The organism is Bacilli bacterium (genome assembly GCA_035326105.1).
In the GTDB taxonomy this organism is placed as follows: Bacteria; Bacillota_I; Bacilli_A; order RFN20; family CAG-826; genus UBA7706.
In genome coordinates this window covers 239,111-261,793 of the sequence record DAOKYO010000002.1, presented here as the reverse complement: position 1 = coordinate 261,793, position 22,683 = coordinate 239,111, and the positions used below count along the sequence as shown (strand labels likewise).

The window sequence follows — 22,683 nt, the reverse complement described above, 5'->3', positions numbered from 1 at the left end:
CGATAAAATTGTAATATGCAATCGATCATGGATAAAGTCTTTAATTACGACGTTTTAATTTTGCCGCCCGCGGTTAAAAAAACTTTTGTTCGGTTGCATAATTATTATCCTACTTCGCATTTGAAAATCATTACTTTAGACGACTTAAAGGCGGACTATTTTTTTGGTTTAGGGCCAAAAGAGGAAATGTTTCTCTTTAATAAATTTAATCTATCAATAAATGATGCGCATTTTATCGCTGATGCCTTTTATGATTTCAAATTAAATCCCGGCTCTTCTATGCGTTTAAGCAAAGCGAATGCTATCAAAGAAGCATTAAAGAAAAACGGGTACTTGCAAGCCAACCATTATTTTGCCAGCGATTTAAAGGCGAAAAACATCATCGTTATCGGTTATGAACCCCAAAATGAAGAATTGGCGTTCTTTATTCGGAAATATAACTTAATGGTTGATTTTGTTCCCTTTCCCCCGGTCAAAGAGCAACTAAGAATCAGAGTCTTTAATGATTTGGAAGCGGAAATCAGCGCTTTTTTTAATGATGTATCCCGTTTATTAGTGGCCGACAAAAAATTAAGCGATATCGTTCTTCTCAATCCACCGACAGAATATCTTCCACTTTTAGAGCGCTACTCACATCTATATCGCATACCGCTCAATTTACCGGTGGCTGAACCTTTAATCACTTTTCCCTTAGCTCAGGCGTTCCTAGCGAGTGGAGATGAGAACTTGTTAAAAGACGATATAGTAAGTCAAAAGATACGCGCGTTATGCGGCCAATATCCGGCTCGCGATATCGCCGATTATAATTTGTTTTTAACTCAACTTTTTTCCCGGACAAAAATTGCTTTTTCCAAATATCAAACGGCAATATCTGTGATGGATTTTCTCCCTTTGGATGACAAAAAGGAAGTGTTTGTATTGGGCTTTTCCCAGGGACACTATCCGCATCAAGGCCGCGATTTTTCTTATTTGAATAGCCAAGAGAAAATGTTGCTTGGGCAAAACGATATCCATTTGCTTAATGCTGAAGATCGACATTTGCTCTTCTGGGCACTTAATTTAGAGAAAAACCTGCATTTAAGTTATTCAAAATATGTTGACGGAGAGGAAAATTTTCCGCCCTCTTATCTCGATAAGATTTCAAAAATTACCTTTGAATCGCCGACCTATGATTTTGATTTCAGTGCCAAACGGATTGCTTCTTATCATGCGACACTTCTCGACTGGAAACGAAAATATGACTATCTATCCTCCGACCTATTGATCCTCGACCGAAGTGAAAAGATTCCTTACCGCGAATTTGATAATTCGTTCACGGGAATCGACGTTGATTTTAGTTCAAGACCATTCGTTCATTCCTATTCATCTTTTAAAACTTATTACGAGTGCGCTTTTCACTATTATCTTGAACGAATTATCGGCCTGCGTGATACTACGGAATCATTTAATTTGAAATACGGAACGCTAGCGCATAAGTTACTTCAAGAATCGTATAGTCCCGGTTTTAATTTCGAAAAATGTTTTGCTGAAACAAAAGCGATAATCGAATTAAATGTGGATGAAGAAATATTTTTAATGCGCTTAAAGGAAGAATTGAAAATGGCAATTAATTTTATTCATCGCCATGAGCAAGGAATGAAGTTAAATCATGTTCTTGTCGAAAAAAAGTACGACTATCAAATTAATAAATATACGCGAATTGTCGGCACAATCGATAAGGTATATTTTATAGGCGAAGAAGGTAAGAAGGTTGTTCTCGTTGATTATAAAACTGGTTTAGAACGGTTTAATCCGGCACTTGTAGAGTACGGAGCTTCACTGCAACTGCCATTCTATGACTTTCTTTTTCAAACTTGCGAGGCAGATGACTATCAAATTATCGGCCTTTACATTCATCCGTTATTCCTAGATGAACGTATTTTTTTGCCGGAGGGCCATGATGAAAGCTATTATTTCTCTCGCCAGCGGTTACAGGGCCCATCGAGTGAAGATACTTTTGATCAGGCGGCATTCAACATCCATGATGGGGAATACTACTATGTTAGTAACGTCAAATATAATAACGACGGTAATTTATCCAAATCTTCAAAGACATTCAGTGCCGATTTTTTCGTAAATTTGGCCAGCGTTGCCGAAGAGAAAATCATCGCCGGGGATAGGAAGATCCGGGAGATGGATTTTGCTATAAACCCGCTTCGAATCGGGAAAAAAGTCGATGCCTGCAGTCACTGTCCTTTCCGCGATGTCTGCTATCGTCAAGAAAAGGATTATCGTAATTTTGAGATAAAGGAGGAATTGGCCGATGAGCAATAAATTTACTCCTATTCAAGAAAAGGCAATTGACATCGATGGCAGCAACGTTTTGGTCTCCGCCGGCGCGGGAAGTGGCAAAACGGCTGTTTTAACTGAGCGCGTCTACCGACTCATCGCCGAAAAAAGCATTTCGTTGGATAGCATACTCGTCTTGACCTTCACCAATGCTGCGGCCCGCGAAATGAAAGAAAGAATTCGCAAGAAACTGGCGGCCAACCCCTTAACCCAGGCGGTGGCGGAAGATATCGATAGTTCGTATATTATGACATTTGATGCTTATGCCCTCTATTTGGTGAAAAAGTATCACCTTGATATCGGCGTCGATCAAAATATTGATATTGCCGATCAATCGCTGTTTACCATCGAAAAGCATCGGATAATAGACGACGTCTTTTGTCGACACTATCAAAATCCCGATTTGCAATTTTTAAACTTGATCAAAAAGTATTGTTATAAAAACGATCATGATTTAAAGGAGTTGATTCTTTCGATATTAGATGCGAGCAATCTTTTGATTAATCCCGATAAAATGCTTCTTCAGTATGAGGACAATTATCTTTCCGCCGGTTTCTTTGAAGATAACTATGGGCAGTATTCAAGAATTTTTGCAAAACGGATTGAACTGCTGGATGATATGACCAATTATTTGCAGAGCCCAAACGAGGCATCGCGAATAAACGATTACATCAAAACTAATTTTATAAACGGAAGCAAAGAAGAAATTATTCGGCGTATTTTAAATCTGCCTTCATTCCCCCGGAAGCAAAAAGACACCGATGCCAGCGATGAGAATATTCGAAACCAACAAAAAGACCTAATCAAGAAAATTAAAGCGATGGCGCCCCTGCTTATAAAGGCTGATTCAAAAGAGGATTTTTTAAGCACAAAGGAAGAAAAAATCACTTTAATTAAACTGGCTAACGAAGTTAATCGGCGACTGGAAGAATTCAAACAAAAATATGGTTTATACGATTTTTCATCCATCGCAAGGCTCGCATTGAAGGTTTTGGATAATCCGGCGATAAGTGAGGAAATAAGGTCCTCTTTAAAGTACATTATGGTGGATGAATATCAGGATACCAGCGATATCCAAGAAGCGGTTTTAAATCGTATCGCCAATAATAATTTATATATGGTGGGAGATGTAAAACAATCGATATATCGCTTTCGTAACGCCAATAGCAAAATCTTTTCCGATAAGTACATGACGTATGGTAAAGGTGTAGACGGACATCGAATCGACATGAACAAAAATTTCCGTTCCCGCCGAGAAGTTTTAGAAGATATAAACCAAATGTTTTCATCACTGATGACCTTGGAGTATGGCGGCGCGGATTATCGGGACAGTCATTTAATAGAATTTGGCAATCTGAATTATGATAATCAAGGTTCGGTGGACCAGAACTGCCATACGGAAATTATTCCTTATGACAACAAAAAGATGCTATCTTCGGACCGGGTTGAATATGAGATTCGAATTATTGCCAGTGATATAGCGAGCAAAATTTCCGGCAATTATCAAGTCATGGATAAGAGTACGGGACAAAAGCGCTCCATATCCTTGGAGGATTTCGCAATTTTGGTTGATCGGAAAAGAGACTTTTCTCTTTTTAAAAAGATTTTTGACGAATATCAATTGCCCCTCCGTATCGAGCAAGACGAAGGCATGGCCAGCAGCGATGTTATAATGGCGTTTCACTCACTTTGCTTGCTGGTCGATTCGATAGGCGACGACGTCAACTATGATGAGGTTACAAAGAAACATGCTTTCCTTAGTCTTTCCCGCTCATACATAATCAATGATAGTGACGAAACGATCTATCGGGTTATAAAGGATAATACCTGGGCTAATTCTAATTTGATGCAAAGAATCAACTCCTATAAAACAATAAACAGTCTGCCGTTAAACCAGCTTTTGAGCAGATTACTGATTGATTTTGAAGTTTATGACCGTTTGATTTTGATTGGAGACATTCAGGCCAATATCGCTAAACTGGATAGTTTGGTGGCATTATCTAAAACACTGGCTACAATCGGCTTTACTTTGCACGACTTTGTAAATTACTTTTCATATATGGATGATTACGGAGTCGACTTATCCGTCAATGCAAGCGAAAATTTGAATGATGCCGTTAACCTAATGACGATTCATAAGTCCAAAGGTTTGGAATTTCCCATTGTCTATTTTCCGCATCTTTTCAATCGATTTAACCGAACCGACGTGGGTGATAAGGATATCGTCAACCCCGACTTAGGTATCATTATTCCAAACGGCACCCGAAAAAACGGGCAAAATATGTTTAAAGACTTATTAAAGTATCGTGAGATTAAAGAGGATATAAGCGAAAAAATACGCCTTTTTTATGTCGCTTTAACCCGGGCTCGGGAAAAAATCATTATTCTTCACGGCACGGAGGAAAAGAGTGTTTATGCCATTGAAGATGCCACTTCCCTCGACGACTTTATTACCCTTTTACCCAATAAAGAATCTTACTATGTCAGCTCGGATAAGAATATTAATCCTCCGTCAAAGCGGGAGATAAAAACCATGGATGATAGTGAGCAATTATTAAAAATTCATGCTCTTGACTTCTCCTTTGCCCAAAAAGAGGACAGGCAAATTTCGAAAGTGATGGCATCTCCAGTTGAAGATCGTTTGTTGGTGATGGGCGAGCGGTTGCATCATCTTCTAGAGATGAGTGATTTTATCAATAAGAAGGTGCCGGCTTACAGTACGGAAAGCGAAACAAAAATAATTACTAAGGTGTTAAATTTACCTCTTTTTGATGGGGTTACGGCGTCAAATTTATATCGTGAGTATCCATTCTTTGATAAGGCAACTGAGCATGAGGGTATTATCGATGGCTTTATTGTTGAAAAAGACACCATCACTCTCTTTGATTATAAGCTAAAGCATTTTGATGATGTGGCCTATGCTCGGCAATTAAGAATATATGCCGACTATTTGAAGACGGTATTTCAAAAGCCCGTCAGGGCTTATCTAATAAGTATTTTTGATGGAATCTATCGTCCGGTCGACATTTAATTTTACTAATAGATTCCAAAAAACTATAATAGATTATCTTTAAAAAAAGAAAGAAGGTTAAATTCATGCAATACAGTGAACCGATTAACGAGACTTTATTTGCTTCGATTCTCGAACGTGTCAAATTACCGGCGAATGTTGATCGTCACTTTCTTTATGAAATATATTTGCAGTCGATCGATAGTATCGGCCAATTCAGCGAAAAAAATCATATTCTTGAAGCCCAGGTCATCAATCACATTGATGTTATTTTATACATTGTAAGTGAACACCTTTATCATTTAAGCGGACCCGAGCATTTTGAAGAAAATAAACTGATTGACAATGAGGGGTATCAGTCATTGCTTTTAAGCGCCGTGGTCGACAAATACTTGACAAACAACCATTTGGATTATCGTACTGGCAGTGGTACAAGCCGATTTTATCCCCCGATTTCGACTCTGAGCCTATATTTGAATTTCGTTTTGGGAATGCTCAGCCGACTTCCCAAAAACGATCCCGGCAAAACACTGGTAGTCGATATTATGACCAAAGCGTTTACGATTGGAAAATGCGTAGTCGATCTTCTTGTCGGCGGATTTGAAACCGAAGCTTTTGCTACTTGGAGAACCTTGCATGAAACCGAATGCGTTCTAAAAGTACTCAGTGAAAATGGTGAAAAAGTGCAAGAAGCCTATCTTCGTCACCTAACCTACGGAGTTGCCTTTCGTCAGGGTCTTGGGACCGTTACATCCACCGATGCCGTCTTTCAAGAGATTAAGATCAAGATGAAAAAGCAAGGGCTTAAAAGCAAAGATATGAAGCGCTTTATCGAATACGGGTGGCTGGACGCCATCGCAGAATTCAATCTTGAAGATTATAAATATAATTTTCGCGATGGACTGGAAGCTATCGCTAAACTTAAAGAATATAGCCGTTGGTATGAAATGAGCAGCGAAGTCGCCCATTCATCGCCGGTTTTGATTTATGCCTCTTCGCGCTATTTCGGCTCGGTCACACTCATTAATCTCTTCGAATCATTTTTCCGAATGGAGAAAACTTTTTCAGAGAAACTGGATTCGACGCTTTCGGAAAGTGAGCGGGCAAATTATCAACTGATGCGAAAGATTCACTTTCGGCAGATGGAATATATGCATAACCGAGAAAAGGCGACCTTTCTTAGGGAGCAAGAAGAAAGACAGCGTCTTGAAAAAGAAAAACGGGGAAATTAACCAAAATAATTTAAGACAAATAAAAACGTGGAAATAGCATTCCACGTTTTTTCGGGTCAATAATCAAACGTCTTGATAGCAGCTGCCGCCGATAAACTCCCGCATCAAAGAATTGCACGGTACCCAGGTGTCATCCATATCCGCAAAATACTTTAGCATCCGAATGAGCCGCTCCGCTACAGTGAAGTAGGGGGAGTCATCCTGAATGGATCTCAGTAACGGCAAGGCGACTTTTTTCATAACCGGGAGTTCATAACTCAAAAGAGAATTATAAACGTAGTCGGCGTCCTCTTGCGTTTTATAAATCCAAGTAAATTCACCTTTACGGACACTGGGCCACATGGATAGGGTTAACTCAGCCGGAGCACTCCGGAATTTGAAATCCCGGACTAAACGCCGAATCAATCTTAAATCAGTAAGGGAAATCGGATTGTGATTATCCAAATTTATCTGCGCTTGCGGAGCGATATAAATCTTAAATTTTTGATGGCGAGGAATAAGTGTGGTCAATTGATCATTAAGCGCATGGATGCCTTCGATAATGATGGGCTCACTTTCGCCAACCTGAAGTGTTCTTCCGGGAACTCGCTTGCCAATCTTAAAATCAAAATGGGGAAGAGTGACCGAATTGCCATTGATGAGGTCGAGCATGTTTTGATTGAATAAATCAATGTCGAGGGCATGAATCGATTCCAAGTCCGGCTTTCCATCTTCGTCCAGTGGAGCTTTATCCCGCGGCAAGTAATAGTCATCGATGCTAATTCGAACCGGTTTTAATCCCCGGGACATAAGTTCAATTCTTAACCGGTTGGCAAAAGTCGTCTTACCGGAACTGGAAGGTCCAGCAATGCAAATTAAGCGGATGTTATCGCTATCCTTGCTGATGGTATCACCGAGTTCACTCAACATATGATTATGCCGGGCTTCACACATATTGATAAAATCAATCGGCGAGCCATTGAGAATATAATCATTGATGCTGGCGACACTATCGGTTCCCATTGTCATTGCCCAGTTGTGGGCTTCTTTTAGCGTATGGCCAAAAGTGGGCATCTCTTCAAATGGAGGAATTTCACCGCCCATTTCGGAGCGGGGATATTGAATAATCACGCCGGGACTATACTGGCGGATAATAAACTTTTTAAGATAACCGGTCGAGGGAACCATATATCCGTACATATAGTTCAAGTAGCCATCACATTCATAAAAGTGAACGGTTTTTTCCGGGCGATATTTCAGAATAGACAATTTGTCTTCAAAACCTTTGTCGACATAAATTTTCGCCGCCTCATCGTTTGGGACAACTTTTCTTTCGAAAGGCAAATCGAGATCGACAAGCCGCGCCATCTCCTTATTCAAATCATCCACCAAAGCCCGGTCAGCCCGGATGCCTTTGTTGAGGATCTGCATAAAAATGGAGCGCGAAACATTGTATGAAAAACGAATTTCAAGTTCGGGGTGAATACGCTCCATCGCCATCGCAACTAAGTAACGAAGCGAAGTCTCATAAATCCGAATTGAATCTTGATCTTTACAACTTAAAAACTGAACATCGGCATCGTAATAGACTTCATAGGTCAATTCCCGAATACGATTGTTGACACGGGCACAAACGAGATTCTCATCGACACTATCAAGGAGATCAAGCAACTTAACTTTTTTCTCATATGTCCTTTCAGTGCCATTAACTTTAATTTTAAAACTCACAATCAACACCTCCTGTGACGTAGGGTCATTTTAATACGGTCATAAAGTATTTGCAAGCGCTTTCAGCAAATCTACCCTTCGATATGACCTTTTATTATATCGACTTCATCGAAAAAAAGATAGAAAAATTTATTTCTTCGTTTTTCGCCTCAAAGATGTAATATATAATAAGAAAAGAGGTTATTTCTATGAGTGAAATTTGGCAATTTATCAAAGATTTTTTTCAAAAAATAGCTGATTTTTTCGTTAATAACGGAATGGAAGTTTTCGCCAGGGCAATATTCGCCCTGATTCTTATTTTCGGCGGTCATTTTCTTATTAAATTAGTAATCGGATTACTGAAGAAATCAGTTAAGAAGAATAAAATAAAAGTCGACAAAAGTGTGCGGTATTTTATAATTGATCTTTTTAATTTTATGCTCCGCTTTATTTGGTTGGTGGGAATTTTGGCGGTTATTGGCATTAATATCACCGGCATAACGACAATAATTAGCAGCGCAATTCTGGCCGTCGGGCTTTCTTTGCAGGACTTGATTGGCAATTTTGCCTCCGGTGTGATTATTTTAACCAACCATCCGTTTGGAGTCGATGATTACATTTCCATCGGCAGCAGTGAGGGAACCGTCAAGATTATCGGCATGCTTTCAACAACCCTAGCGACAATCGATAACCAAAAAGTGGTCATTCCTAATAAAACGATAATCGCAAGCAATGTTGTCAACTACTCGGAAAACAAGTTACGGCGAAAAATGATTAGCCTCACCTTTAACTATGATCAAAATCCCGATGAAGTCAAAACGAGTATTTTAAAGGTTTTTTCTTCAGATAACAGAGTGTTAGCCAATCCGAAACCAAATGTTGTGGTCGGTGGAATCAGCGATCAAGGCTATTCGATCACGATGTGGTATTGGACACGGAATAGCGAATTCTGGGATACCTACTATGATTTAATGGCCTCGCTAGCAAAAACCTTTGCCAAGAAGAATATTCATCCGGCAATTCAAAAGTTGGAAGTTAAACAAAAAGAAGAAAATTAAGCAATTAAGCAATTGATATTAAGTGGTTCTTTTGCCATAATTAACCACATTAAAGGAGATAAATATGAATATTTGGCACGATGTTAGCCCCGAGCGGGTTACTCCCGAAGAATTTGTGGCGGTTGTTGAAATCAACAAAGGAAGTAAAAATAAGTATGAACTGGATAAAGAGACCGGTCGGCTAAAGCTGGATCGGGTGCTCTATACATCGACGCACTATCCGCAAAACTATGGTTTTATTCCCTTGACTTATGCCGAAGATAACGACCCGCTTGATGTCTTGATTATTTGTTCGGAGCCGATTATTCCTTTGACGATTGTCCGCTGCCGACCAATCGGCATTATTCGCATGATCGATCGGGGCGAAAATGACGAGAAGATTATCGCCGTGGCAATCGATGATCCATCATATCGAGATATCTATAATATCGATCAATTACCGCGCCATTTATTTGAAGAAATCAGACACTTCTTCCAAGTTTATAAGAGTTTAGAGGGTAAGGAAACCGTCGTTCATCATATTCAAGGTCGGGACTTGGCCGTTGAAGTAATAACCAAAGCCCTAGCTTACTATAAGGATAAATTTCCTAAAAAATCGCGAATTTAATGGTTAAAGGTCTCCATCAGGAGACTTTTCTTTTCGTCGGCAATCAAAAGGAAAAGCGCGCGATTGGTCTTTTGATACATATAGTAGCCCCAGTAGCACCAAAGAAGATTGAGTGCGTTTTTGAAAATATCCAGCTTATGATGATCAAAACCGTCGGGATAACGAGTTTGAAGAAAAAGTTTTTCCTGAGTCGGTGAGAGATGATTCTCCGTTATGAATGAAGCGTCATCAAACATCGAATCATTTAAACCGGCGAATTCAAAATCGATGATATACAATTTGTCGCCCTTAAAAAGAAAATTATTTTTGACGAGGTCGTTATGCGATAAAACCAGATGGGATTTATCGACAAAGCGATTATATTCACGAACGATTTTTTCTTCATATGCTGGCGAGAAAACTTTCTTTGAACATTTGCTACGGTAAAAAATATATCTTTCTTCGAGATTAAAGGGGACTAATGATGAATTATCAAAGGATTGATAAGTGGTAATTAGCTGCGCGATTCGAATTATTTCTCTGTTGGCGTACAAAGGACCGTGGCCTTTATGCGATGATGACAAAAATTGACTTAAAGAATAATTAAATTGCTCGTTGTAGGTTAGGTACTTAGGGCTCAAGTCATGTTGATAAAAGATATCGGCGATTATATTTTCCTGAGCGTAAGAAAAAAAAGGATCCAGCCCCAGTTGCCTAACCTTCAAGACGAATTGATCATTAACTAAGAAATTTTGGTTGGTAATCCCCGTGGGCAAAGGTTTGAGACTATAAACGGCAAACTCTAAATCAAAGGGCAAAATATGTTTCATTCAATTGTTTTTTTCTCCAAATAGATTATATATAATACTGAATACAAAATCTAAAGGAAGTTATGCTTATGTTAAATATAGTTTTATATCATCCGGAGATTCCGGCCAATACAGGTAATATTATGCGGACTTGCCAAGCCACTAGGAGCCGGCTTCACATCATCGGACCGCTGCCGTTTTCGCTTGATGAAAAAAGTCTTCGCCGCGCGGGTATGGACTACATTAAAGAGAGCGATTATCATTACTATTCCTCATATGGGGAATTTCAAAGCGAAAATGATCAAGTGGAAATTTACTATATAACCAGATATTCCAATCAGGTTTATACGCGGGTGGATTTTTCTCATGGCGAAAAGGATTATTGGATTATGTTTGGACGTGAATCAACCGGAATTGATCACGATATATTAAGGCATCATTTAGACCATACCTTACGCATTCCAATGGTTCCTGATGCCCGAAGTTTAAATCTCAGCAATTGCGTGGCCTTGATTACCTATGAAGTTCTTCGTCAGCAAAACTTTTTAGACTTGGCCACCAGCGAATGCCTGAAAGGGGAAGATTTTCTCATCAAGGAAAAATAACCGGTTATTTGCGATGCGCAGATTGAATGGTCGCTAGGGTATCGAAAGCTAATTGGCGAAGAAAGAGGCTCGTATAGCGATTGATTTTTACTCTTCCCGGGCGATCTAAATGTTTGACATCTTTAATTTTTGCGACCATCACCTCGCCGTCGTTTTGGTGGGAAAGCGCCAGCGAAATAGAAGCCGCCATATCGAGTACCTTGGGACTAGGATTCATATCAAAAATCACTATATGGCTACCGCTATAACCCTTGATGTGAATAAAGGTGTCGAATGGTCGGGCATATTTGAAGGTAAGTTCATCGTTTTGCAAATTGTTCTTTCCAAAGCCGATTTTAACGCCGTCAATATCGACGAAATATGGCATATAACTATGCTTTTTACTCGTTTTATTCGCACTTTTAGGAAAGTAACCATTGAGCGAAAGCTCGGTTTTTATCTCTTTTAAATCAGTTTCGTCGGCATTGGCAATTGTAACCTGCAGATCGGAAAAATATTCGAGTTCATCGCTAGCGATATTGATCTGCTTTTGGATTTCATCTAGAGCGACCTTGGCTTTTTTATATTTTTTAAAATAACGGTTGGCATTTTCTACAGCTGAAAGTTGAGGGTCTAATAGAATAACTCCATCTTCCGTTACCAATTTGGCGGCGCCGTTTTCGATGCTATCGACATATGTTAAAATTAAATTGGCTTTATTTTGATCATCCAGGTGCACCTTGGCATCATTCAAATCACCATTCAGACGTTTAATCTTTTGTTTGATTAATTTGTTTTTACGATTTACTAAATGAATAATGTCGCTAAACAGTTCAGTTTTTCTTTTATCGGTCAAATCTTGTTCGCGACGATCAAAAATATCTTGTACAGAAACTTTATGATATTTTTCATTAAGCGGAAAAACGGCAAAGTTTCCTTTATCATCGCCATAAATGTCAAGGAAAGAAGCAAAATCGTTTTGATGATTGCCCAAGTAATCTTTTTCCAAGGGAGAAAAACTTTCTTCCGCATGAAAATTAACCGGGCATTCATAGGTTAAACCGATGGCTAAAGGGCGCATTACGTCAAGCGACTTCGATGCCCGCCAGAGGGCAATTATTCGGTTTTCATCATCGATGACAAACATGTTTGGTTGCATCGGTATAAGTTCAATAATCAGAGTCAGTTTCTTCTCAATTACAGCAAGCGAGGAAACCTTTAAAGATATGCGAACAATGCGATCATGGGAATCGAGGTCAACACTTTCAACAAAAGCGCCCGATACTTCTTTGCGAAGTTGAAGAAGAAAATTGCTACTTGTGCCGTCACCGGAAAGTTCGCGATCAGTCAAGGCCAAAAACGGTTCACTATTATCCAGAGAAATAATTAATTTTTGCGATTTTGATCGGGATATTGACAGGGAAAAAGAATTACGGGAAAAATGAATGATTCGATTTAAAAATGCGCCCTCAATTTCATTTTTTATCACTCGGGTAATCTGCTGAACCAACGAATAAGAAAATGCCATAAATACCTCAAAAAAAATTATAGCATATCCTTACTGTTAGTTTGTAAATGATGTGAGACCGGAATTAAAAAGAAAAAGTAATAATGTTGATGTTGGTGTTGTAAATAATCAAGGCAAGAGTGTTTTAAAGAGTGCTGAAGTTGACTTTGTTTGCAACCAAGCTGATGTAAGACTTTATATCCAAGCAGTTTATACCATTGAAGGTGAAGAAAAACTTAAACAAGAACAAAAGTTTCTTTTAAATATCTCAGATGCCTTTAAAAAAATTGTTATTGTTAAAGATTCCACTAGAGCCCATTACAATCAAGATGGTGTTTACATCTTGGGTTATATGACTTTTTACTAAATGAACATAGTTTAGATTAATATCATTTGCGTCTTTTAATTGGAACGTTTTTTTATTTAGATTTGGCTCTTAATCCATTCTTCTAAAACAGGTACAGAAATCTTTAAAGCCACAATTAATATGAATATAATTCCAAAGCCAATGATGGTTCCGATTGAGGGACATACCCGAAGAAAACGATGTCTCTCTTCACAAAATCAACCATGGAGTAGGAAGAGTGTTCTATATAGGGATAGATGAATCGCTCGTGAGAAGCTTCTGACATGATTTACAAACATATGACCCTTTGAGTATGTAAGACGGGCATAGTATTTAGTGTTCAAGTCATGTGGGAGTCGTGTTATAACTTCCATGGTGATTTAGAGCCTTCCGGTAAAGTTGTTAGGCCTTACAGCATCTAGTATAAATCACCTTTTATATTTCTTCCTCTCAAAGTCTCACATCAATGGTAATACAACAGAAAAAATTTATAGCATATTCTTACTTTATTGACATAAAGGGTTTATTATTAGACAATGATAAAACACCGAGGTATTTGCAATGAAAAAAGGCTTGTTAATCATTCTTTCCGGCCCTAGCGGTGTAGGCAAAGGGACAATTAGACGGAAAGTTATGGAAGATAACGATCTTAATCTAGCTTACTCGATTTCCGTGACCACTCGGGCGCCGCGCCCGAGCGAGAAAAATGGCATCGATTATTTTTTCGTATCAGATAAGGAATTTGACGATGATTTGGCAAAAGGAAATTTCTTAGAGCATGCGGAATTTGTTGGGAACCGGTATGGTACACCCAAGGATTTTGTTGAAAAATTAAGGAATGAAGGTAAAAATGTTTTTCTTGAAATTGAAGTCTCAGGAGCAACGCAAATTATGGAAAACTATGTCGGCAATGACTTAGTCACCATTTTCCTCATTCCCCCATCATATGACGAATTAAGGGCGCGTATTTGCGGTCGGCACTCCGAATGTGAGGAAGTTATTTCCGCGCGGCTCGCCAAAGCAAAACGCGAGATGAAGATGAAATATCGCTACCAGTACATCGTTCTCAATGATGATATTGCCCGTTCTAGCGAAGAGATAAAAAGCATTATTCGCAATAAAATTAATGCCGTAATTATTTGAGAAATGGAGGTTGTTCATGCAGATCGTAAGTGTCCTAATTGAACATCCTACTATCAGTCTCAATCGCCCCTTTTCTTATGGCTACGCAGGCCGGGAAAAAATATTTATTGGGGAGCGGGTTCTCGTTCCGTTTAATAATCGAGATTTGGTTGGCTATGTGATCGACGTTGAACTGACGATGAAGTCCATCGCGGAACTGGAAAAAGAAAAAGGGTTCCGCATTTTGATGGTAAAACAGATAATTGATAGAAAACCTTTATTAAGTTTAGAGTTGATGGAGCTAGCGCAGCAGGTTGCGGACTATTATATCGCTCCCCAAATCAGCGTCTTGCAAGCGATGTTACCCCCGACTCTTCGCCCGGCTTCAAGTTTTGCAAAACAACCGAAAATCGCCTATGAGGATTATTTGGTTTTTGTCCGCGATGAAGAAGATTTAAGCCCTAAACAAAAGGAAATTCTCCTCTTAATCAAAGAGAATTCGCCGGTAAAAAAACGGGAGATAAAATCGCCTTCAATCATAAAAAAGCTCGTTGATTTGGATTTAATCAAAATTGAAAAAAAAGAAAAGATCCGCTTTTTGATTCCGGATGAAAAAACGGTTGTCGCCCCACCGCTTACGGGTGATCAAAAGCAGGTTGTCGATGAGTTCTGTAAAAGCGACGATCGGGTGTTTTTGCTTGAAGGAATCACCGGAAGCGGTAAGACAGAAGTCTATCTAGCGCTGGCGGAGAGAACACTTAAAACCGGAAAAAATGTTTTGATGCTCGTTCCGGAGATTGCCCTTACACCGATGATGGTCGCGCACTTTGTCAGTCGCTATCATCAAAATGTCGCCGTCTTGCATAGTGAACTTACGCCGGCGGAAAAGTATGATGAATACCGGCGCATTGCCGAAGGTAAAGTACGGATTGTCGTCGGTGTTCGCTCGGCAATTTTTGCTCCCTTGTCCAATATCGGGCTGATTATTTTGGATGAGGAGCATGTCGAATCATATAAACAAGATACCCTTCCTTTCTATCATGCTCGGGAAGTGGCAATTATGCGAGCCATGCCATTAAAGGCGAAAGTTCTGCTTGGCTCCGCGACTCCTTCGCTTGAAAGCCGAGCCCGGGCGCTTAAAGGTGTTTATCACTTGCTTCAACTTAAGCAACGAATTAACAAACGTGAACTTCCAGTTACCGAAATCGTCGATTTAATGAATGCGAATAATTTATATCCGCAGAGCATTATTTTTTCAAAGCAATTAGTCGCCGAATTGAAAACAGTAATCGAACGCCATGAACAAGCAATTCTACTGATTAACCGCCGGGGCTATGCTACTTACGTCAGCTGCCGCCAGTGTGGTTACGTTTTTCGCTGCCCCGAAGACGACATGGTTCTGACTTATCATCTCAGCGATAAGTTGCTGAAGTGCCACCATTGCGATTATGTTGAGGAATTGCCCACCGTTTGTCCGCAATGCGGCTCAAAACATCTATGGCAAACCGGTTTTGGCACCGAGCGAGTCGAAGATGAGATTCACAAATTCTTTCCCCAAGTTAAGACTTTGCGATTAGATAGCGACACCTCAAAAGTTCGCTCCCAGGTGGGAAAGATCGTTAAATCATTTGCTAGTCATGAAGCGGACATTCTCATCGGGACACAGATGATTGCCAAGGGACATGATTTTCCTTTGGTGACACTGGTAGGAGTAATTCTGGCCGATATGGGACTATATTATCCTTCCTATCGCAGCGCCGAACAAACATTTCAACTCATAACCCAGGCTGTTGGACGAAGCGGACGAAAGGATCGACCGGGAAAAGCGATTATTCAAACAAATATGCCCGGACATTATGCGATTGTTCTTGGCTCTAAACAGGATTATTCTTCGTTTTTTGCTACGGAAATGAAAATTCGCAAATTAAGCGGCGACAGCCCCTTTTCCTTCGAGATGGTTATTTCCCTTTTAAGTAAAAATGCCGAGGTCCTCGATGAGGCTATTATGCAACTTGCGAATGATATGAAAAATGCGATTAAGGATTTTGGGGAAGTCCTCGGGCCGACGACACCTTTTTATAATCGCGAGCGCGATTATTACCGGCGAATTTTAATTATCAAGCATCGTAATTATTTTCGAATTAGACCGATTATTGCTAAACTGGTCTTTCCTTTGGCGGCAAATTCAAAATTTAAAATCAAAATTGATGTTGATTCCTTCGAAATTTGATATAATTCAGGCGATTGTGAGGTATCGACCATGATTACGATTTCGATTTTGGGACTGGATGAATATATTACGGGACGTTTTAGTCGCGAAGCAACATCTAATTTGGCTAAATTATTGGAGGTTGAGCCGGAAGAAATAGTCTTCTTTGCACCGAAGAGTTATATTTTTCATGCTGGCGTTGAACAAACTAGCTGGCAAGGTTTAATTATTGTTTCACTGCCGGAAATTTTCCGCTCGCATGAGAAGGATGTGGCGGCATATCTTCTTTCCGCAACGTCCGATTTTCTTGTAAATTTAACGGTGGAGTTTCATTATTTTGCCAGCGAATCGAGTTACTCGCGTATAAATGAAGAATATCCTCGGTTCATTAAAGAGGAAGATATTGTTGATGAGTATGACGAGGATGAAGAAGATAACGACGATGAAGTGACGGATAAAGAAGCGGATAATGGACCCTATATGGGAAACATTTTTGAGGATTTCGAAGAGAAAGCTCGCGAGCATGGACACGACATTGAAGTCGGGAATAAACCGGAATTTGAATGTTGCGAAGGCGAAGATTGCGATGGGGAAAACTGCCAAGATGAGGACTGTGATTGCCATCATCATCATCATAATTAGCCCAAAAATAGAAAAAGTTTTTAATAACGCCCTAAAAGGGCGTTTTTTTCTTGGCATTGTTTGGTTGGTAATGATACTATTTACATAGAGGTGTAATTATGAACGTTATTGATGCGGTAAGCGAAACTTTAGGATATATTTTCGATGAAAAAATTCCTTATGCACACGCTTTAAAAAGGGTACAGGATGCTCATCCTAGCGGACATGAGGATCTACAGTTTGTTCGTTCTCTTACAAGTTGCACCCTTCATCATTACTTAGCCATTGAGGACTTATTGACACGCCTTGATAGTGGTTTTAGTACTACGAAAGATATGCTGTATATCTATGCAACGATTGTCTCCGATTTACACTTTTTTAGACGTTTGGGAATACAACGACTTTTGCTTGAACTCAATGAAATAAAAGCGAAAAAAGAATTTGCGGTTAGTCCTGAAGTAGAAAGCAAAATATTTGCTATTGCGGAGAACGAAGAAGAGTTTATCGATAGCACGGATATGGATAGCCCGGAATATTTAAGCCTTAAATACAACAATCCCCTCTGGCTTACCAAAATGTGGATGAAGCATTTAGGATTGGAGGTCACCCGACGTTATCTAAACGCCAACACCCATTCGGTGGCGCAGTCGCTTCGAGTCAACCCTTTGGTCAATACGCAATCCGCCATTTTGAATGAGAATCCCGATTTTAGTGCGGGTCCCGCTTCAGATACGCTCGTCTATCGGCATCACGAAAGAATTCAAAGTCATCCCTTATTCGTTAACCACACTATCTTCCAACAGCGTTTTGCTTTGAGCGAAGTTATTAACGCGCTGCCGATTCAACGTATTCGCGACTGTTTAATCTATGAGGAGCGCCCCCATGCAGTTTATCTGGATCTTTCGCTCCGTTCGAAAACCGAAATGAAAATCGATATGGCGGTTCCAAGCGATAAGCGACGGTATGATGTGGAAGGAGCCTTAAAAAGCTGGAATCTTCCCAATGTTCATGTATTTGAATCAAAGGCCAATTCACTGATAACCGCGATTCGGGATGAAAAAGACCTGGTCGTTGTCCTTCCCGATTGCTCAAAATTTGATTTAATCCGCACGATTCCTGACTTTTTATATCACTTTGATCAAAGTGCGTTGGATAATTATATTTTCTCTGAAGCAACGGCATTGCGGGAAGCATCTGCTTTCGTAAAACCGGATGGCTTATTACTGTACATTATTAACACTTGCTCGAATAAGGAAGGTCATGCGTTGATAATTGAATTTTTAAAGAACAATGTTCAATTTGATTTGCTCAGCGAAAAGCAATATTTACCGATTGATCGCTTTAATTCCACCCTTTACTATGCGCTTTTGAAACGGAAAGATAAGGAAAAATAATGATTAATTTATATGGAGCTGAACTATCAAAATTAGAGCAGCAGATGTTGGCGTTGGACCAAAAAAAATATCGGGCCACCCAATTGTTCAAATGGATATATGAAAAGAAGGTTAACTCTTTCGACGAAATGAGCGATATTTCGCTTCGTTTTCGTGAGGTTTTAAAGGAAAAATATGAACTTCGCAAACCTAAAATTTTTCAGCGACAAAACAGCAATGATGGCACGGTAAAACTATTATTGGAACTGGATGATGGCGCAAAAGTCGAAACAGTTTTGATGCGTTATAACTATGGCAATGTGGTATGCGTATCCAGTCAGGTTGGATGTAATATGGGCTGCTCATTTTGCGCTTCGGGACTACTGAGAAAGCAACGCAATTTATTGCCCGAAGAAATGATTGGACAGATTTTGATCGTAAATGATCTGCTTGATGAGGAAAATAAAAATGAGCATGTAACGCATATTGTTGTCATGGGAACCGGCGAACCGTTTGATAATTATGATAACGTCCTTGACTTTGTTCGTATCGCCAACAATCCGCATGCTTTAGCCATCGGGGCTAGACATATCACGGTTTCAACGTGCGGCATCCCAGATCGTATTCGCCAATATGCCAATGAAGGCATTCAAATTAATTTAGCAATCAGCCTGCATGCTCCTACCGACGAAATAAGAAGCCGGATTATGCGTATTAATCAAGCCTATCCTCTGAGTCAACTGATGGACGCGGTTCGCTACTACGAAAAAACAGCCGGTCGGCGTGTGACCTTTGAATATATTTTATTGAAAGGTATCAATGACAGCATTGACAATGCCAACCAATTGAGTGACTTAATTCGGGGCACTTTGGCCTATGTTAATTTGATTCCTTATAACGATGTGCTTGAAAATGGTTACCATCGAAGCGAGGACGGAACCGTTAAAAAGTTTTTAAATCAACTTACCAAAAGAGGCATTACGGCGACGATACGCAAAGAATTTGGTACCGATATTGATGCCGCCTGCGGCCAATTGCGGGCCAAAGAGGAAAAAATATTATGAAGAAGGCCAGGATGGGAAGTTTTTGCTATCGTACTGATCGAGGATTAGTACGAATGACAAACGAGGATCAAGCTCTCGTCCTAATCAACAATTCGGGAAATGTTTTTTTAGTGGTAGCCGATGGAATCGGCGGACAGGCCCAAGGTGATTTGGCAAGTAAAATTGCGGTTGATACCTTGGCTGAAGAATTTCGTAATAAATCAAGTTTCTGGTGTTCGCTCGATGCTAGAAATTGGCTGTTAAGAGCAATCAGAAAAGCCAATAAAGCGGTTTTTAATGAGGCGCAAAGCAACAAGCAGTACAAGGATATGGGAACAACTCTTGTCGTGGCTTTGGTGCACAGGCATCGTCTGATAGTGGCGAACATTGGTGATTCGCGGGCATATCTATGCGATTTTTATCATCAAATGAGACGATTAACGGAGGATCAGACATTTGTCGATTATCTAGTTAAGGTTGGCCAACTGGATCCCAAGGCCAAGGATATAGATCCAAGAAGACATGTTCTGGTCAATGCCTTAGGGGTATCGCTAGCGGCCAGTATTGATATAAAATCATACCGTTATCGAGGAGAGACCATTCTTCTATGTTCGGATGGCTTGTATAACAATATAATTGAACCTCATTTAGCGGACATTATTTCCGCACATGAGAACATTGAAACTCGAGCGGAGAAAATGATTGAAGCGGCAAATATAAACGGAGGAAGTGACAACATCGCTGTTGCACTATGGGAAGACGAAGTATGATGGATATTAATGCAATTATTGACTCTCGCTACCGGGTGGTTTCGTTACTTGGCGAAGGGGGAATGGCGGAAGTTTACGAGGCGCAGGACATCATTACGCGTAAATTAGTCGCAGTAAAAATTATTAAGGATGATGTCTCGCTCAATCAGCAGAACATTATCCGTTTTGAACGTGAAGCACGGGCCTCGGCAACAATTAGTCATCCTAATATCGTCCGAGTTTTAAACTTGGGAACCTTTAAAGGTAAACCCTATATGGTAAACGAGCTTGTAAAGGGTGTAACCCTTGAAGAAGCCCTTCAAAATCGCGGGCGTTACACCTATGCTGAAGCCCTCGACATTATGGATCAACTCTGTGTGGCGGTTGATGTCGCTCATGAAAACATGGTTATTCATCGCGATATCAAACCAAGCAATATTTATATTACTCCCGATGGTATTTTGAAGTTGGGCGATTTTGGAATTGCCATCTATTCCAATGCGATTAAAATTACCAAATCGGATGATATAGTCGGCAGTGCCCACTACTTGGCTCCTGAGATATCCCAGGGAAAGGTCGCTACCGCTCAAAGCGATATTTATTCGATGGGGGTTACTTTTTTTGAACTGATAACCGGACGGTTACCTTTTGAGGGCGAGTCTAATATTGCGGTGGCGGTTAAGCATATCAAAGAACGTTTTCCAAGTCCGCGGAAGTATATTTCGTCGTGTCCGCGGGCGATTGAAAAAATTATTATGCATGCCTGCCGTAAGCGCCCATCGGATCGGTATATTAATGTTCGCGAGATGCAAAAAGACATTAAAAAAATTAAATCCAATCCCAAACTGATGGAGCCGCATCGCAGTTTTTGGGTAAAATATTTTGGATTTGCGACGGATGATTGATGCAAGGTAAAATTATTGGGCATAACTATGCCGACTTTGATATCTTTTCACAGGGTGACACTTTCCACTTAAAAGCGGTTGGTAAGTTGCGTTTTCGTGACCTCTCACCACTGGTGGGTGATATTGTGTCTTTTAACCTTGAAAAGGAACTTATCGATGATATTCTCCCCCGAAAGAACGAATTGATTCGGCCGCGATCGGCTAATGTCGATCAAATATTTGTCTTGATCAGTTTGAAAGAACCCGACTTTTCCTATTATCTTGCCTATCTTTATCTTTCCTATGCGTTTTTCATAAATATTCCGGTAACATTAATTCTTACAAAGAAGGATTTATTGACGGAAAGCGATGTCAAGGCAATCGAAGACCATTTCACAAAGGAAGGGTTCTCCGTTTATGCGGTTAATAACAGCGATTCAAATTTAGAGGTAATCCATCGTTTACTAAAAGACAAAACCACAATTTTAATGGGACAGACCGGAGTTGGAAAATCATCGCTCATCAATGAACTGTTTCCGAATCTCAGCCGTGAAATTGGCGAGTATTCAAAGCGGGGTGGACGGGGCAAGCATATGACCAAAGAAGTGCGTTTTTTCCCAATTGATGCGAACTCTTTTATCGCTGATACGCCCGGGTTCAGCAGCTTTGAGCTTCCTATCTCCCGCGAAGATTTTGTGGATAATTTTCCGCCTTTTCGCCCTTATCAGCACCAATGTTTCTTCAATGATTGCAATCACATCCATAGCAAGAATTGTGCGATTGAAGAGGCTTTAAGAAAGGGTGAAATAAGTAATGTTACATATGATAATTATGTTAAAATATATAATAGCCTAGAAAAGCAAAGGAAGTGGTGAAATGAAAGTCGAAATTTCTCCCTCGCTCTTAGCCGCCGATTTTCGGTTTTTAGACCGAGAAATAAAACAAGTCAGCGAAAGCGGATGCAAGTATCTTCACTTTGATGTGATGGATGGAGCATTTGTACCTAATATATCTTTTGGGATTCCCGTTCTTTTAAGTTTGGCCGGCAATTATCCCTTGATTTTTGATGTTCATATTATGATTAAACGGGTTTTAAAATACATACCGGCCTTCCTGGATGCTGGAGCCGATATCGTCACCTTTCACTATGAGGCGCTCAAAAGGAACGAGCAGATAAAAAAAGCTATCGCCATGATTCATGAGGCTGGTAAAAAGGCGGGAATTTCAATAAAACCCCAGACACCGATTGAAGTTTTAGTGCCATTTATCCGGGAACTGGATCTTATATTAATCATGTCGGTTGAACCGGGGTTTGGCGGTCAAAAATTTGATCCGCGCGCTGTGGATAAAATCCGTGAACTCAAGAAAATAATCGTTTCTAGCGGTAGTCAGGCATTAATTGAGGTTGATGGTGGAATAAACGATATTACCGGTCGGCAAGTTCGACAAGCCGGGGCGGATATTTTAGTCGCCGGGAGTTATCTTTTTGGTCATGCGGACTTTCAAGCCCGCGTTGAAAGATTAAGAGGTGAATGA

At 40.1% G+C, this 22,683-nt stretch carries 19 protein-coding genes; 16 read left to right on the top strand and 3 right to left on the bottom strand.

Features of this window, described 5'->3' with window-relative positions; all coding sequences use genetic code 11:
• Positions 1-27 precede the first annotated feature (27 nt).
• From PKC96_05445 to PKC96_05435, 3 genes are all read left to right on the top strand, one after another.
• The gene (locus tag PKC96_05445) at positions 28-2,313 is read left to right on the top strand and encodes a PD-(D/E)XK nuclease family protein (GenBank protein ID HMM00770.1); all 2,286 of its coding nucleotides are present in this window, start codon (positions 28-30) and stop codon (positions 2,311-2,313) included.
• A complete protein-coding gene (locus PKC96_05440; protein ID HMM00769.1) occupies positions 2,303-5,359 on the top strand; it encodes a UvrD-helicase domain-containing protein in 3,057 nt (1,018 codons plus the stop codon). Before PKC96_05445 ends, PKC96_05440 begins: the two co-directional genes overlap by 11 nt.
• Positions 5,360-5,424: 65 nt before the next feature.
• Positions 5,425-6,570, top strand: coding sequence for a DUF5677 domain-containing protein (locus PKC96_05435; GenBank protein ID HMM00768.1), 1,146 nt, complete (start codon positions 5,425-5,427; stop codon positions 6,568-6,570).
• Between the two features lie 63 nt (positions 6,571-6,633).
• Here the strand turns inward: PKC96_05435 and PKC96_05430 are convergent, their stop codons facing one another.
• On the bottom strand, positions 6,634-8,277 hold the full coding sequence (locus PKC96_05430) for a nucleoside kinase (protein HMM00767.1): 1,644 nt from the start codon (positions 8,275-8,277) through the stop codon (positions 6,634-6,636).
• 188 nt (positions 8,278-8,465) lie between these two features.
• Between PKC96_05430 and PKC96_05425 the strand changes: the two genes are divergently transcribed.
• Positions 8,466-9,314, top strand: coding sequence for a mechanosensitive ion channel family protein (locus PKC96_05425; protein HMM00766.1), 849 nt, complete (start codon positions 8,466-8,468; stop codon positions 9,312-9,314).
• Positions 9,315-9,378: 64 nt separating this feature from the next.
• Positions 9,379-9,921 (top strand): inorganic diphosphatase, encoded by a 543-nt coding sequence (locus tag PKC96_05420; GenBank protein ID HMM00765.1) that lies wholly within the window; start codon positions 9,379-9,381, stop codon positions 9,919-9,921.
• Here PKC96_05420 and PKC96_05415 read toward each other — a convergent pair.
• The gene (locus PKC96_05415) at positions 9,918-10,730 is read right to left on the bottom strand and encodes a phosphotransferase (GenBank protein HMM00764.1); all 813 of its coding nucleotides are present in this window, start codon (positions 10,728-10,730) and stop codon (positions 9,918-9,920) included. The genes PKC96_05420 and PKC96_05415 overlap by 4 nt on opposite strands.
• Positions 10,731-10,798: 68 nt before the next feature.
• Here PKC96_05415 and PKC96_05410 point away from each other — a divergent pair, with 68 nt between their 5' ends.
• Entirely contained in the window at positions 10,799-11,314 is a 516-nt protein-coding gene (locus PKC96_05410; GenBank protein HMM00763.1) for a tRNA (cytidine(34)-2'-O)-methyltransferase, read from the top strand.
• Between the two features lie 4 nt (positions 11,315-11,318).
• Here the strand turns inward: PKC96_05410 and PKC96_05405 are convergent, their stop codons facing one another.
• On the bottom strand, positions 11,319-12,821 hold the full coding sequence (locus tag PKC96_05405; protein ID HMM00762.1) for an NFACT family protein: 1,503 nt from the start codon (positions 12,819-12,821) through the stop codon (positions 11,319-11,321).
• Positions 12,822-12,873: 52 nt separating this feature from the next.
• Between PKC96_05405 and PKC96_05400 the strand changes: the two genes are divergently transcribed.
• The 10 genes from PKC96_05400 (at position 12,874) to rpe (ending at position 22,683) form a co-directional block, all read left to right on the top strand.
• Positions 12,874-13,167: an ATP-binding protein gene (locus PKC96_05400; GenBank protein ID HMM00761.1), complete on the top strand. Its 294-nt coding sequence runs from the start codon at positions 12,874-12,876 to the stop codon at positions 13,165-13,167.
• A 540-nt stretch (positions 13,168-13,707) separates the two neighbouring features.
• Positions 13,708-14,289 carry a guanylate kinase gene (gene gmk / locus PKC96_05395; GenBank protein HMM00760.1) on the top strand — a complete coding sequence of 194 codons (582 nt, stop codon included), beginning with the start codon at positions 13,708-13,710 and terminating at the stop codon, positions 14,287-14,289.
• 16 nt (positions 14,290-14,305) lie between these two features.
• Positions 14,306-16,498 (top strand): primosomal protein N', encoded by a 2,193-nt coding sequence (gene priA, locus PKC96_05390; protein HMM00759.1) that lies wholly within the window; start codon positions 14,306-14,308, stop codon positions 16,496-16,498.
• A 30-nt stretch (positions 16,499-16,528) separates the two neighbouring features.
• The gene (locus tag PKC96_05385; protein HMM00758.1) at positions 16,529-17,119 is read left to right on the top strand and encodes a hypothetical protein; all 591 of its coding nucleotides are present in this window, start codon (positions 16,529-16,531) and stop codon (positions 17,117-17,119) included.
• Positions 17,120-17,217: 98 nt separating this feature from the next.
• Entirely contained in the window at positions 17,218-18,492 is a 1,275-nt protein-coding gene (locus PKC96_05380) for a hypothetical protein (protein ID HMM00757.1), read from the top strand.
• Positions 18,492-19,535, top strand: a complete 1,044-nt coding sequence (gene rlmN, locus PKC96_05375) for a 23S rRNA (adenine(2503)-C(2))-methyltransferase RlmN (protein ID HMM00756.1) — start codon at positions 18,492-18,494, stop codon at positions 19,533-19,535. Before PKC96_05380 ends, rlmN begins: the two co-directional genes overlap by 1 nt.
• Complete coding sequence (locus PKC96_05370) at positions 19,532-20,284, top strand: Stp1/IreP family PP2C-type Ser/Thr phosphatase (protein HMM00755.1); 753 nt, start codon at positions 19,532-19,534, stop codon at positions 20,282-20,284. The genes rlmN and PKC96_05370 overlap by 4 nt, the downstream gene beginning before the upstream one ends.
• Complete coding sequence (locus PKC96_05365; protein ID HMM00754.1) at positions 20,281-21,168, top strand: protein kinase; 888 nt, start codon at positions 20,281-20,283, stop codon at positions 21,166-21,168. Before PKC96_05370 ends, PKC96_05365 begins: the two co-directional genes overlap by 4 nt.
• Positions 21,168-22,022: a ribosome small subunit-dependent GTPase A gene (rsgA, locus tag PKC96_05360; protein ID HMM00753.1), complete on the top strand. Its 855-nt coding sequence runs from the start codon at positions 21,168-21,170 to the stop codon at positions 22,020-22,022. Before PKC96_05365 ends, rsgA begins: the two co-directional genes overlap by 1 nt.
• A gap of 1 nt (position 22,023) precedes the next feature.
• Complete coding sequence (rpe, locus tag PKC96_05355) at positions 22,024-22,683, top strand: ribulose-phosphate 3-epimerase (protein ID HMM00752.1); 660 nt, start codon at positions 22,024-22,026, stop codon at positions 22,681-22,683.